We start from the raw sequence: 15482 nt of genomic DNA on the forward strand, positions 1-15482 counted from the left end.
GTCTTAACTCAATAGCCTAGTCATTATAGCATATGCTTTTACTATTAGCAACCTTTTTTTATTAAATGTCACTTTATTTTATAATGATTCGACAAAAATTACGTGAATCTGTGAGCACCTGTTGAATTTGTTGGTCCATCATTATTTTTTATTTTTGAAATTTTTGAAATAAATTCTTTATTATTTTTTGTTCTATAGAATAAATTAATTATTCTTTCTGCCGCGTCTTCTTTCTTCATTCCATTAATTTCTTTTCTTATTACATAAGATGCTCCTAATTCTTCACTATCTAATAATAAATCTTCTCTTCTTGTACCTGACTTAATTATATCAATAGCCGGGAATACTCTCTTCTCAGATAATTTTCTATCAAGAACCAATTCCATATTACCTGTTCCCTTAAATTCTTCATATACAACATCATCCATCTTACTTCCTGTATCTACTAATGCTGTAGCTAGAATCGTCAGGCTTCCACCTTCTCTCATATTTCTTGCTGCACCAAAGAATCTCTTTGGCATATGAAGTGCTGCCGGATCCAAACCACCTGATAAAGTTCTTCCACTTGGCGGTACAGTCATGTTGTATGCTCTTGCAAGTCTTGTAATACTATCCAATAAAATTATTACATCATTTCCATGTTCAACTAATCTTTTTGCTCTTTCGATTACCATTTCCGAAACACGTTTATGATGCTCAGGTAATTCATCAAATGTAGAATAAATTACCTCTACATTCTCCCCTTCAATTGCTTCTTTTATATCTGTAACTTCTTCAGGTCTTTCATCTATTAATAAAATAATCATTTTCATTTCAGGATTATTACTCTGAATTGATTTTGCTACCTGTTTTAAAAGGGTTGTCTTACCTGCTTTTGGTGGAGACACAATCATTCCTCTTTGTCCCTTTCCAATTGGGCTGATAATATCAACTATTCTCATTGCCATATTTTCAGATGGTGTTTCCAAATGAAGTCTGTTATTAGGGAATATAGGAGTTAAATCTTCAAAATTTGGTCTGGAAATAACTTTTTCCAATGATTCATCATTTACTTTATCTAAATAATAAAGAGCTCCAAACTTTTCTGATTCTCTCTTTGCTCTTACTTTTCCTTCTAATATATCTCCTGTTTTCAAATTAAATCTTTTAATCTGTGATGGTGCCACATAAACATCATCATCTCCAGGCATATAGTTATCACATCTGATAAATCCAAATCCATCCGGCATAACTTCAAGTATTCCTGATTTAAAATCTCCTTCATCTGTTGGCTGAGGATCTCTCTTCTCATTTTTTTGCACCTTCTGTACCGGTTTATTTTCATTTTTAGAATGCGTTTTTATTATTCTATGTTCAGTCTTTCCTTCCAATTTATGTGAATTCTTTTTCTCTGTCTTTAACTCTTTATTACTTTCTGAATTTTTTTCTTTATTTTCTGACTTTTTTTTCTTTACTTCCTTTTCAGGCTTATCTTCTTTTTCTTCAGTACTTACTTCTACTACCTGTATATTTTCTTTATTTTCATTATCAACTTCTTCTTTTTTGGCGGCTTCAGTCTGCTTTTTCTGATTTCGCTCATTCACTTCCAAAATCATATCTACTAACTGCTGTTTTCTTAACTTTGTTACACTTTTAATCCCATTTTCCTTTGCAATGGCTCGTAATTCGCTCACTGGTAATGACTGCAACTTTTCTCTCATAAATGCACCAGTCCTTTCACTATCTATCTGTTCAATATTTATTATTAAATCCGGGAAATGTGTGGGAAACCCACTTGAGTCTAGATTCTGTTTTTATATTAACACATCTTTTTTAAAAATAATAGTGTAATTTTTAAAAATGTGTTATGCTTATAAACAGGTGTTTAAATGTATTTTTTACTACTATACTTCAGACACCTGATTTTATGTATATGTTTAAAATATACATTTATTACTATTTATATTATATTTGGAGGTTATTATGACAACAGATGAAAAAGCTTTAAAGCTCCACGCTGATTTAGTAGGTAAAATCAGTACAGAAGCAAAATGTAAAATCAAAACACGTGAGGATTTATCAATTGCATATACACCGGGTGTTGCTAAACCTTGTGTTGAAATTGCTAACAATCCGGAAGATGTTTATAAATACACAATGAAGGCAAATACAGTAGCCGTAGTTTCAGACGGAAGTGCTGTTTTAGGTTTAGGAAATATTGGCCCTTACGCTGCCATGCCTGTTATGGAAGGTAAAGCTGTTCTTTTTAAAGAATTCGGTGATGTAAATGCCGTTCCAATTTGTCTTGACACACAGGATACACAGGAAATCATTGACACTGTTGTTAGAATTGCTCCCGGATTCGGTGGTATTAATCTTGAAGACATTTCTGCTCCAAGATGTTTTGAAATAGAAAGTAAACTTAAAGAATTATTAGACATCCCTGTATTCCATGATGATCAGCATGGAACAGCAATCGTTGTTCTTGCCGGTATTATCAACGCTTTAAAAGTTGTCGGAAAGAAAAAAGAAGATTGTAAGGTAGTTGTAAACGGTGATGGTTCTGCCGGTATTGCAATTTCAAAATTATTATTAAAATATGGTTTTAAAGACCTTACAATATGCGGTTTATACGGAATATTATCAAATGATGTTAAAGATTTAAACTGGGCTCAAAAGGAAATGGCTCAGGTAACTAACCTTGAAGGAAAAAATGGTGTTCTTGCCGATGCAATGGTTGGTGCAGATATATTTATTGGTGTATCAGCTCCAAACATCGTAACTAAGGAAATGGTTTCTTCAATGAACAAAGACGCTATTATATTTGCAATGGCAAATCCTACACCTGAAATTATGCCTGACCTTGCTAAAGAAGCAGGTGCAAGAGTCGTTGGTACAGGACGTTCTGATTTTCCAAATCAGGTTAACAATGTTGTTGCCTTCCCTGGAATTTTCAAGGGTGCTCTTGAAGGTCGTGCAAAGCAGATTACTGAAGAAATGAAATTAGCTGCTGCTAATGCAATTGCTTCTCTCGTTCCTGATGACCAGTTAAGCGAAAACTTTATTTTACCTGAAGCCTTCAATCCTGAAGTTTCTGAAGTAGTAAGCAAAGCCGTAAAAGAAAACATATAACACCAGATTCAAAAAAAGACTGCATTCATGCTTGCATGAAAACGCAGTCTTTTTTATGAATCGCCAAAATATGAGAAAATAGCCCGATAGGGTGGTTTTCGAATATTTTGTAGAATTGCGAGAGTTCGAAGAACGTAGCAATTCGTGTTATATATTTATATAAGAATATTCATAGTCCGATAGAACTGTTTTCTCATATATTTTGTAGAATTGCGAGAGTTCGAAGAACGTAGCAATTCGTGTTATATGTTGAACTGTGCCATATACAAATTATAATATGCACCTTTCTTTTCCAATAATTGTCTATGATTTCCTTCTTCTATTATCTTTCCATTATCAACAACAAATATTCTATCTGCTCTCTTTATTGTAGATAATCTGTGTGCAATTACAAAAGAAGTTCTTCCACTCAACAATTTATCAATCCCTTTTTGAACTATTAATTCTGTTTTTGTGTCTATACTTGATGTTGCTTCATCAAGTATAAGTATTTTAGGTTTTGAAACCATTGTTCTTGCCAATGCTAAAATCTGTTTCTGACCTATAGATAATCCTCCACCACGCTCTAACAACTCAGTATCATAGCCTTTATCAAGCTTCATTATAAATTCATGAGCATTAACAGCTTTAGCAGCTTCGATTATTTCTTCATCTGTTGCATCTAATTTTCCATATCTTATGTTATCTTTGACAGTTCCTGAAAAAATAAAATTTTCCTGCGTCATTGTTCCAACCTGTTTTCTAAGGCTTTCTATCGAAACATCTTTTACATCATAACCATCTAACAACACTCTTCCTTCATTTGCATCATAAAATCTACTGATAAGATTTATTATAGTTGATTTTCCTGCTCCTGTAGGTCCAACTATTGCTATCGTTTCTCCCGGTTTAATAACAAAGCTTACATCATCTAATACTTTTTCTTCATCATATCCAAATGTAACATGGTCAAATGTAACTTCACCCTTTATATCAGGTAAATCGACAACACCTTTCTCATCCTCTATTTCAGGCTTTGTATCTAAAATTTCAAATATTCTTTCTGCTCCTGCAATATTTGTTGTTATCTGATTATAGAAATTGCTTAAATTATTAATAGGCTGCCAAAACATATTAATATATGTTCCAAATGCCAAAAATGTACCTACAGAAATATTTTCATCTTTCAATACAACAATTCCTATAAAATATAATGCAACACATCCAAATCCCCATGAGAAATCAATAACAGAACCAAAACAGTCACTTAATCTTACAGCTGATCTGAATGATGATTTATGTTCATTTAGTAACTCATCAAATGTTTCTTCTGTTTCTTTTTCAGCAGTAAAACTATGAATTATTTTCATTCCCGACATATCTTCATGCAAAAACGCATTTAAATTAGAAGATTTTTTTCTAAAAGTCTGCCATCTTGGATGAGCCTTAACCTGTATCATTGTTATTGCAATTGCCATAAAAGGTGTACTTATAAGTGCTGCTACTGCAAGTTTTGGATTCTTAGAAAACATAATAATAACAACTGCACATACTGTAATAAAATCAGGTATTAATGTTGTTACACAATTTGACAGCACATCTTTTAAGGAATTTATATCTCCGATAATCCTAGATAATATTTTTCCTGTAGGTCTACTATCAAAGAACTTAAATCCAAGTTTTTGTATATGAGTATATAATTCCTGCCTAATTGTAAGTAATATTTGATTACACATTTTAGCCATTATATACATTCTAAGTTTAATGGCAAATGTTGCAATTAAATTGATAATTAACGCTATAATTAATAATTTGTATAAGCCTATATAGTCTTTATTTCCAATATGATTATCTATTGCTGACTCAATTATTAGAGGGTTTATTAAACTTACAACTACACAATATCCCATAAGCATCAAAACTAACACTATTGTCCACTTGTATTTTAACAAATAAGAAAGCAATCTTTTAAGAGTTTGAAGTTTACTTTTTTCTACGCTTTTTTCATCTTCTTTATATGAATTATAAGCCATTCACTTCACCCCCTTCTACATCACCATATTGAGATTGATATGTTTCATAATAAAGGCCATGTTTTTCTAACAACTGCTGATGCTTTCCTCTCTCAGCGATAATTCCATCTTTGAGAATTATAATTTCATCAGCATTTTTCACAGCACTAATTCTATGGGCTATTATAACCTTTGTAACACCATCTAATTTCCTTAATGCTTCCTGAATCTGTTGCTCTGTTTCCATATCCAGTGCTGATGTAGAATCATCTAATATCAGTATTGGATTTTTCTTTGCAAATGCTCTCGCTATGCTGATTCTCTGCTTCTGTCCTCCCGACAGTCCAACACCTCTTTCACCTATTACAGTATTATATTTATTTTTCATTTTAGTAGCAAATTCACTTACCTGTGCATTATTTGAAGCTATCTCTACTTCTTCCTCACTTATGTAGTCCTTTTTACCAAGTTTGATATTTTCAGCTATTGTGTCGGAAAATAAAAATACATCCTGCATAACCTGAGAAATACTTTCTCTTACCTGACTTAGTTTCATATCCCTTATGTCAACATCATCAAGACATATTTTTCCTTTATCAGCATCATAAAATCTTGACATAAGATTAATTATTGTAGATTTTCCCGACCCGGTTTCTCCCATAATTCCAAGTGTTTCTCCAGGTTGTACTTCAAAAGAAACATCTCTTAATATATGTTTTCCTTCTTTTCCATATGCCACATGATCAAAAGTAATCTTACCCTTAACCTCATCAAGAATTATAGGATTTTCTTTTTCTTTGATTGTTGGTACTTCATTATAAATTTTCTTTAATTTTCTATTAGATGCAATTGCTGATGAGAAACTATTTGTAAGCCATCCAAGCATTTCCATCGGCCACACTATATTATTTGAATATTCTACCATTGCAGCCAATTGTCCCAAAGACATTCTTCCATCAATAACAATTTTCCCGCCTGCGAGTAATGTTAATAACGGTAAAATTTTTGTTACTACAGAAAAATAAGGATAATATTTTACAAATACTTTTGACTGCTTCATATTCAATTCATAATATCTGTTGTTATGATTCAGAAATTTTTCTATTTCATATTTTTCTCTGGCAAATGCCTTAACTGTTCTGACTCCTGCAAGATTTTCTTCCGCAACAGTATTTAACTCGGCATTTTCTTCGCTTATTTCCTCATACACTGCTCCTAGTTTTCTTTCCATAATTAAAGCAATACATCCACAAAAAATCATGGCTACTGTAGGTATAATCGCAAGTTTAACGTTTGTTGTATACATGCAAAATAATACTATTGATGTATGTATTACCACTTCAATCAACAGCATACTTACATAGCTTAATCCATCCCAGATTTTATCAACGTCATCCTTAATTCTTGACATCAATTCACCGGTATCCGTTCTATCAAAGAAATCCTGGCTCAATTTCTGTGTATGTATAAATAAATCTTTTCGCATAGAACTTGCTATATCAGAACCTAAGCAGTCAAATGTATATTCTTTTATATATTGAAATACCGCTCTTCCTACGCCTATTGCCAAAATTCCTGCAAGTAAATATTTTAATTTGCCTATCTGTCCACCTACAATAACATCATCAATAATATGTTTTGTAAGCTGCGGTGACATTAAATCAAGACTTACTGCAAGAATCATCGAGCCTATTGCCAAAATATATCTAAGTTTATTTTTCCATATATATGCAGATAATTTTTTCACTTCTCCTCCTTTTTATCAGTAGATCTTTTATGTAATTGCAACTCCTCTTTTATAATCATTTTAATGAAGTAAGATTATAAACTCTGAATGATATTGTACTCTTTAAAAATTTTAACGCTTCACAATATTTATGTTATCTTCTTCCGATACAGGAATCACAATGCACTTTTGTCCTTCAATTAATTGGGTTCTTATTTCATCTTTCTTATCACCTGAAACTCTTACAAAAATTTCATTATCATCTGCCTCCTGTGTTTCTTCTTCGTCATTGTTAATTGTGCTATTTGCAATAGTTTCATTTGCTTCTTCTAACTTTGCTGTAAGTTCTTCCACTTTTGCTGTAAGTTCAATCTTTTCCTTCTTCTCAGCACTTTGTTTCACAATTTTTTGGTCAACAATATTTTCTGCTTCAGGTAATTCTTCACCTAATGTATGCACAAATTCTTCCGCGATACTCTGCGCAACACTTCCCATTACGCCACTTTCAGTAATAACCTGCGCAACAACTTCTTCTGTTAATTTTTCTTCCGGTTTTTCTTCTATTACATCTGCCAAATTTTCATTAACTTTGATCAACACCTCTTTATGGTCATCTTCAGGTACATGCTCTAATAACAAATTATTAAAAATAACCTGTTTTTCTGCATTTGTATGTTTGCTTTCACATCCTAAAATATTATTTACCAATTCTTTATGTGGTTCTTTTGCATCCTTTGAATAGAACATAACATTATGTATATCCGTACTTCTATCTGTAAATGCCGGAAATAAAAATCCGCTTTCCGGAAGTCCGACAATCCAGTCCCTGTCTACTGTTCCAATTCTATTCTCGTCTTTTCTGTATCCAAGTCCCGGTTTACTTAAAGCCACAGGACATATTGAGCATATGATATATTCAAATATCTCTTCTGACTCATCTAACTTATTATTGTCTGTTGTTTTTGTCATTACATCATAAACATCATGGAATAATAAAATTAGATAATTTCCTGTATGTTCATAATTTTCTATTACCATATCATAAAATGACTCAAGCATTTCTTCATTCTTTAACTGACTTGACTTAATTGCCATAAGACTTTGCTGATGTCCTCCCGGTTCCTCTTCAGCTAATGGAAATTCATATTCCATTAAATTATTGCCTATTGTACCTGACAATGTTTTCTTGGCAATTTCAAGGTATTTATAAAATTCTTCTTCCTCTAATCCCAAGAAATTTTCATCTATATTTACAATCTTATTTTTTTCTCCATCCACATAACATCCTGTCATTTTTGTAAATGTACAGCCATCTTTTGTCATTCTTCTTTTTAATTCTAATATTCCTTTTTTATCCATCTCTCTATTACCATCTAATTATTAATTTTCTTTACAACCAACTCTTTGTTTTTATTTGTAGTTGTCTTTCTATTTAAATAATTACTATTCCTTTCTCTCTTTTTGTCTTAAGTGCATCAATTAACATCGTTTCAAATTATTATACATTTTTATTTATAGTCTATATAAATTTAATACCTATTTTTATTCACTACTCATTTTAATTCATAGTCTTTTTAGCGTATAATTCATATGAACATGATATACATTATTTTTTCTTTACAACAAAACTGACAAAATAGCCAAAGGCTATTTCGTCAGTTTTGTTATAACCATTTCATATATTTCCTGACTTGCATCTTTCCATTTAGCACACATTTTCGCAGCGCTTTCTTTATTTGGTACAGTTAGATTTATTTCAATTAATGTGCTTGCATCTTCATTTACCTGACAATGCACAATATAATCTCCATCATTTACTCTGTAATAGTCAGAAACTGTTCCGACTTCATTTCTAAGTTCATACTTATTTGTTATCAAAAAAGTATCCATATCATCAATTATTGCATTAGGAATTTTATTTTCAAAAAATTTTAAACTTTCTCTTCCTTCTGATGTTAAATGATAATATGATGTATTTCTTACTGTATCCGAAAACACGAAATTATTTTCGCATAACTCATTTATCGATTCCTGTAATGAAAAGTAATTCGTATACTCATTTTCTAAGAAAAATTCTGAAATCTGTGAATTTGTTAACGGAAAATCAACCTTATTAAGCATGTATAAAATCATTAATTTATACAATGTAGCCGAATCCATTGCCATTTCTTATCTACTCCTTTGTAATCTGATCTATGATATCCCATATTTCATCTCTTCCCTGTTTTGTCTGAGCTGAAAAAGGAATAATAATTGTTCCCGGTTCCACGTTAAGTTTTTCCTTAATTATCTTTACATTTTTCTGAACCTGGCTTCTTTTTATTTTGTCCAGCTTTGTTGCAATAATAATCGGATAGAACCCATTTGCCAAGATCCATTCATACATTTCTACATCATTAGTTGACGGTGCATGTCTAATATCTACCAATAAGAACACACATTGTAACTGCTTAGAGTTTCTCAAATATCTTTCAATTAACTTTCCCCATTTTGCCTTAACTTCTTTTGATACACTTGCATATCCATATCCGGGCAAATCAACATAATATAATTCATCATTAATATTATAGAAATTAATTGTTTGTGTTTTTCCAGGCTGTGAAGATGTTCTAGCCAATGATTTTCTATTCATTAACGCATTTATCAATGATGATTTACCTACATTTGATTTACCGGCAAAAGCTATTTCAGGTTTATCATTGTCCGGAATTACGCTTGTAACTCCACAAACTTTTTCTAATTCTACACTCTTTATTATCATGTTGATTTACCTTTCTATTTATATGTCGTTATTATTTAACTAACGCCTGTTTCAATACTTCAGTCATTTCTGAAACATATACTATTTTTAGTCTATCAGTAATTTCAGTTGAGAATTCTTCTACGTCAGTTTTATTTTTCACCGGCACAAGTACTTTTTTCATTCCCGCATCTTTTGCTGCCAACAATTTTTCTTTAAGTCCACCTATAGGAAGAACCTTTCCTCTAAGAGTAACCTCACCTGTCATTGCTAAATATCTGTCTACAGGAATATTTGCAATGGCTGAAACTATTGCTGTTGACATAGTTATACCCGCTGATGGTCCATCTTTTGGAACTGCACCTTCCGGAATATGCATATGTATATCATTCTCTTTAAAGAATTTACTGTCAACGCCATATTCTTTGGCAACACTTTTTGCATAACTAAGCGCAATCTGTGCTGACTCTTTCATAACATCGCCTAGATTTCCGGTTAAAACCAGTATTCCTTTTCCAGGCATTGTATTTACTTCTATCTGTAATGTGTCTCCACCTACACTAGTCCATGCAAGTCCTCTAACAATTCCAATTTCATTCTTTTCATTTGCTTCATCCTGACGGAATTTTTCTTTTCCTAAATATTTAGTAATATTTTTCGATGTTACTTTAATACTTTTCTTTTCTTTTCCAACTATTATCTTAGCTGCTTTTCTGCAAATTTTTGCAATTGTTCTGTCAAGACTTCTGACACCTGCTTCTTTTGTATAATATTTTATAATTTTATTTATTGCTTCATCAGATATTGTAAGTTGTGATCTTTTCAAACCATTTTGCTCTAATTCTTTCTGAATTAAATGCTCTTTAGCAATATGGAATTTTTCATTATCTGTATAACTTGATACTTCAACTATTTCCATTCTGTCTAAAAGCGGTCTTGGAACAGTTGACAAATCATTAGCTGTTGCAATAAACATTACTTTCGATAAATCCAAAGGCACTTCCAAATAATTGTCTCTGAATTTAGAATTTTGTTCTGAATCTAACACCTCTAACATTGCTGCTGCCGGATCACCATGAATACTTTGACCTAATTTGTCAATTTCATCAAGTAAAATAAGAGGATTAGCTGTATTTGCCTGTCTGATAGCAGTTGCAATTCTACCAGGCATAGCTCCAACATATGTTTTCCTGTGTCCTCTTATCTCAGACTCGTCTGTAACTCCTCCTAAACATATACGGACATATTTTTTATTTAATGCCTCTGCAATTGAGCGCGCAATTGATGTCTTACCTGTACCCGGAGGCCCTACTAAGCAAACAATTGGACTTTCGCCTTTATCTTTTGTTAAAACCCTTACAGATAGAAATTCGAGCATCCTTTCCTTTACATCTGTAAGTCCATAATGATCTCTGTTTAAAATTTTCTCAGCATCTTCTACATTTTGATTTTCTTCCGTGCAGTTATTCCATGGCATATCCAACATAGTTTCAATATAATTTCTTAATACATTACTATCTGCCGGATTACCCGCTGACATACGTAATCTTTTTATTTCTTTTAATATTTTTTCTTTTATTTCATCATCAGCATTTAACTTTTTAGTTTTTTCAATCATCTCGTCAATATCTGACGTAGCATCATTTTCGCCAAGTTCATCCCTGATGACTCTCATTTGTTCTCTTAAAATATGTTCTCGCTGATTTTTATCTATATTTGTTTTAACTTTTTCTATAATTTCAGCTTTTACCTGACTTATTTCATTTTCAATACTGAAAAATGACAAAATCACTTCATATCTTTCAAGTAGTGTATTTGCCTCTAAATATTTCTGCTTTGTTTTAAAATCCATTCGGATTCTCATAATAATCTGAAGCATTGTACCACTTAATGACTCCTGATTATCAATATTTTTTATTCCAACAGGTGTCAATTCATGATTAATACCATCATAAAGTGCTAATTCATCCTTAAGTTCTCTTAATAATGCAATTTCTCTAACCTGAGTAATTTTTTCATCCGGCTCTTTAATTATTTCAATATCGCCTTTAATACATGAATTTTCTTCATTGTAAGAATGAATTATTCCTCTTTCTTTTGCTTCAACCATCACACGCACTATCCGGTCAGGCATCTTATTAAGTTGTTTTACTTCAACAACAGTTCCTACTTTATAAACGTCATCAAAACCCGGTGCGTCTACCACCGGGTCTTTTTGTGTTACTACAAATAATTTTTCGCCTGTCGTCACAGCTTCATTCGCTGCTGCAATAGACTGTTTTCTGCTGACGTCAAAATGAACTGTCGTTCCCGGCAATATTGTTAATCCTCTAAGTGGTATTACCGGCAAATTTAACATTTCGTCTGGCATTTCTACTCCCTTACATTAAGCTGGTTGAATCTGTTCGTTCTTTGCTTTCTTATTTGCTCTTTTTATTTTCGCATCCAAATTATTTTTGTACTTTAACTCAGGATCTGCTAACTGGTTTACTACATCTTCATTAATAATGCATTCCTCGATTGTTTCATCTGAAGGTGTTTCATACATTACATCTAATACTGTCTGCTCCATAATTGCTCGCAATCCTCTTGCCCCTGTCTTTCTTTCAAACGACTTTTTAGCAATTGTCTTTAAAGCTTCATCCGTAAATGTTAATTTTACTCCATCAAGTTCAAATAACTTTTCGTACTGTTTTACAATCGCATTTTTTGGTTTTGTTAAAATTTCCACTAATGCATTTTCGTCTAATGATTTTAATGCAACTGTTACAGGCACACGTCCTATAAACTCAGGAATAATTCCAAATTTAACCAAATCCTGTGGCATTACTTCGCCAAATAACGCATCGTTATTCATTTCAGTATTATCTGTTATTTCAGAATTAAAACCAATTGCTTTCTGATCCATTCTGTTTTCAATAATTTTTTCTAATCCATCAAATGCTCCTCCACAGATGAACAAAACATTTGTTGTATCAATCTGAAGCAATTCCTGATGTGGATGTTTTCTTCCTCCCTGAGGTGGTACACTTGCTACTGTTCCCTCTAAAATCTTAAGTAATGCCTGTTGCACACCTTCACCTGAAACATCTCTAGTGATTGATACATTTTCAGATTTCTTTGTTATTTTATCTATTTCATCAATATAGACAATTCCATATTGTGCTTTTTCAATATCATAATCCGCTGCCTGAATAAGTTTAAGTAATATATTTTCTACATCTTCTCCAACATATCCTGCTTCTGTCAAAGTAGTTGCATCAGCAATTGCAAACGGTACATTAAGAATTTTTGCTAAAGTCTGTGCTAAATATGTCTTTCCGGAACCTGTTGGTCCTAACATAAGAATGTTTGATTTCTGTAATTCTACATCCAAATCATTTCCTGCCAATACTCTCTTATAATGATTGTATACAGCTACTGAAAGAACCTTTTTTGCCTCATCCTGTCCTATAACATATGAATCCAAAAATTCTTTTATTTCTTTTGGTTTAAGTAAGTTGATGTCATCTGTAACAGCACTATCCTGCGCATGGTATACCTCTTCTTCAACAATTTCTGCGCAAGTCTCTACACATTCGTCACATATATATACTCCTTCCGGGCCTGCAATCAGTCTCTTTACCTGATACTGAGATTTACCACAGAATGAGCAGCGTACATTGCTATCATCAAAATTTTTACCTGCCATCATAACCTCTTTCTAATTTTAACAATAAGGCACCACTAATGCGGTGCCTTATAAATTCCATGCTATCTTGTTTCAATAACCTTATCAATCAAACCATATTTCTGAGCTTCTTTCGCTGTCATCCAATTATCTCTGTCTGTATCAGCTTCCACAACCTCAAGTGGCTGACCTGAATTGCTAGCTAAAATTTCATTTAACTTTTTCTTTGTTTTTAAAATATGCTCTGCAGCAATCTGAATTTCAGTTGCCTGTCCCTGAGCACCACCAAGTGGCTGGTGAATCATAATTTCTGCATTAGGAAGTGCGTAACGTTTTCCTTTTGTACCGCTTGATAAAAGGAATGCGCCCATACTTGCTGCCATACCGATACATGTAACTTCAACATCACACTTGATGTATTTCATTGTATCATATATAGCCATTCCTGCAGTAACTGATCCTCCCGGACTGTTAATATAAAGATGGATATCTTTACTTGGGTCCTCGGATTCAAGGAATAATAACTGTGCTACAACTATACTTGCTACAGCATCATTAATCTCTTCACCAAGAAATATAATTCTGTCTTTTAATAATCTTGAATAAATGTCATATGAACGTTCGCCTCGGCTAGTCTGTTCAATGACGTAAGGTACTAAACTCATGTGCCATACCTCCTGTTTCTGTTATTTATTTTGCAGCGTCAACTACTAACTTAGCAGCCTTCTGTACTGCGATGTCTTTCTTAATTGTCTCTTTATCAGCATCTGTTGTGAACTGCTTAATCTGATCAAGTTCCATATTGTACTGTTTAGCCATTTCTTCTAATTCTTTTTCGAATTCTTCATCTGAAACTTCGATGTTTTCAGCCTTAACAACTGCTTCTAATACAAGTCTTGCTTTAATTCTTTCTTCAGCCTGTGGTGTTACCTGTTCAAGTAACATTTCAGGTGTTGAACCTGTAAACTGCATATACTGTTCAAAAGAAATTCCCTGTGACTGTATTCTCTGAGCAAAATCTTCAACCATCTGCTGTGCCTGTGCTTTAATCATCTTTTCATGGATGTCCATCTTAGCATCTTCAACGATTGCTTTAATTACATCAGCTTCTTTCTGCTGTTCTGCTTCTTCTTTCTTCTTTTCTTCAAGGTTCTTCTTAACATCTTCCTTGTATTCAGCAAGTGTATCAAATTCAGATACATCCTGAGCGAAATCATCATCTAATTCAGGAAGTTCTTTAACCTTGATTTCTTTAATATTTACCTTGAACATTGCTGGTTTTCCTGCAAGTTCTTCAGCCTGATACTGTTCTGGGAAAGTAACGTTAACTTCAACTTCGTCTCCTACTTTCTTTCCTACTAACTGATCTTCAAATGTGTCAATAAATGAATGTGATCCAATTGTTAATGGATAATCTTCACCCTTTCCACCTTCAAATGCAACACCATCAACAAATCCTTCAAAATCGATTGTTACCTGGTCTCCATTTTCCACTTCTTTATCATCTGCAGCAACTAATCTTGAGTTCTGTTCCTGAACCTTTGCTAATTCAGCATCAACTTCTTCATCTGTTACTGTTGTATCCTTAGCTTCTACTTCAATTCCTTTGTATTTTCCAAGTTCTACTTCAGGTTTTAATACTACTTCTGCTGTAAAGATAAATGGCTTTCCAGCTTCAATCTGTACGATATCGATTTCAGGCTGAGCAACGATTTCTAATTCACTTTCTGTTGCAGCATCAGCATAAGCTCCAGGAATCATGCTATTTACAGCATCTTCATAAAATACGCCAACGCCATACATCTTTTCAATCATCTTACGAGGTACTTTACCTTTTCTAAATCCAGGAATGCTGAATTTAGATTTAGATTTCTGGTATGCACTTTCTATAGCCTTTTCAACCTCTTCAGCAGGTACTTCAATTGTAAGCTTTGCAGTGTTATTTTCTAACTTTTCAACTTGTAAACTCATCTTAATATTTCCTCCTTGAATATGTAAAATGGACTATGAGTCAGTGTCCATCTTTCTATCTTTTTGATTGCAACAGGGCATACTACACCCTATACGCAGTACAACATTATAACATAAATGCAAGATACTGTCATCATTTTTTTATTAACTTTTTCAACTCTCTTTTTATCAATTATTATTTTTTTATTTAATACTTATATAATATTATTTGTAAACTTTCTCTATATAAATTATAAACTTCTAAGTGTTTTAACTATTGCATTTTATCAATTC

At 32.7% G+C, this 15482-nt stretch carries 11 protein-coding genes; 1 reads left to right on the forward strand and 10 read right to left on the reverse strand.

The window, feature by feature from the left end; all coding sequences use genetic code 11:
* Positions 1–98 precede the first annotated feature (98 nt).
* Positions 99–1700, reverse strand: coding sequence for a transcription termination factor Rho (gene rho / locus DWX29_RS07110; protein ID WP_118565496.1), 1602 nt, complete (start codon positions 1698–1700; stop codon positions 99–101).
* Positions 1701–1962: 262 nt separating this feature from the next.
* Here rho and DWX29_RS07115 point away from each other — a divergent pair, with 262 nt between their 5' ends.
* A complete protein-coding gene (locus DWX29_RS07115; RefSeq protein ID WP_118565497.1) occupies positions 1963–3111 on the forward strand; it encodes an NADP-dependent malic enzyme in 1149 nt (382 codons plus the stop codon).
* Between the two features lie 242 nt (positions 3112–3353).
* Here the strand turns inward: DWX29_RS07115 and DWX29_RS07120 are convergent, their stop codons facing one another.
* The 9 genes from DWX29_RS07120 to tig form a co-directional block, all read right to left on the reverse strand.
* Positions 3354–5123 carry an ABC transporter ATP-binding protein gene (locus DWX29_RS07120; RefSeq protein ID WP_117910330.1) on the reverse strand — a complete coding sequence of 590 codons (1770 nt, stop codon included), beginning with the start codon at positions 5121–5123 and terminating at the stop codon, positions 3354–3356.
* Positions 5113–6849, reverse strand: a complete 1737-nt coding sequence (locus DWX29_RS07125) for an ABC transporter ATP-binding protein (protein ID WP_022088232.1) — start codon at positions 6847–6849, stop codon at positions 5113–5115. Before DWX29_RS07125 ends, DWX29_RS07120 begins: the two co-directional genes overlap by 11 nt.
* Before the next feature lie 111 nt (positions 6850–6960).
* The gene (locus DWX29_RS07130; protein ID WP_118565498.1) at positions 6961–8187 is read right to left on the reverse strand and encodes a DUF4317 domain-containing protein; all 1227 of its coding nucleotides are present in this window, start codon (positions 8185–8187) and stop codon (positions 6961–6963) included.
* 288 nt (positions 8188–8475) lie between these two features.
* The gene (locus DWX29_RS07135; protein ID WP_022088230.1) at positions 8476–8994 is read right to left on the reverse strand and encodes a DUF4364 family protein; all 519 of its coding nucleotides are present in this window, start codon (positions 8992–8994) and stop codon (positions 8476–8478) included.
* 7 nt (positions 8995–9001) lie between these two features.
* Entirely contained in the window at positions 9002–9589 is a 588-nt protein-coding gene (gene yihA / locus DWX29_RS07140; RefSeq protein WP_022088229.1) for a ribosome biogenesis GTP-binding protein YihA/YsxC, read from the reverse strand.
* Positions 9590–9620: 31 nt separating this feature from the next.
* Positions 9621–11939, reverse strand: coding sequence for an endopeptidase La (lon, locus tag DWX29_RS07145; protein WP_118565499.1), 2319 nt, complete (start codon positions 11937–11939; stop codon positions 9621–9623).
* Positions 11940–11954: 15 nt separating this feature from the next.
* On the reverse strand, positions 11955–13259 hold the full coding sequence (clpX, locus tag DWX29_RS07150; protein ID WP_117910327.1) for an ATP-dependent Clp protease ATP-binding subunit ClpX: 1305 nt from the start codon (positions 13257–13259) through the stop codon (positions 11955–11957).
* A 62-nt stretch (positions 13260–13321) separates the two neighbouring features.
* Positions 13322–13903, reverse strand: a complete 582-nt coding sequence (gene clpP / locus DWX29_RS07155; protein WP_117910326.1) for an ATP-dependent Clp endopeptidase proteolytic subunit ClpP — start codon at positions 13901–13903, stop codon at positions 13322–13324.
* 25 nt (positions 13904–13928) lie between these two features.
* Positions 13929–15209 carry a trigger factor gene (gene tig / locus DWX29_RS07160; RefSeq protein WP_117910325.1) on the reverse strand — a complete coding sequence of 427 codons (1281 nt, stop codon included), beginning with the start codon at positions 15207–15209 and terminating at the stop codon, positions 13929–13931.
* Between the last annotated feature and the right edge of the window lie 273 nt (positions 15210–15482).

Source organism: Eubacterium sp. AF19-12LB (assembly GCF_003479125.1).
In the GTDB taxonomy this organism is placed as follows: domain Bacteria; phylum Bacillota; class Clostridia; order Lachnospirales; family Lachnospiraceae; genus Eubacterium_U; species Eubacterium_U album.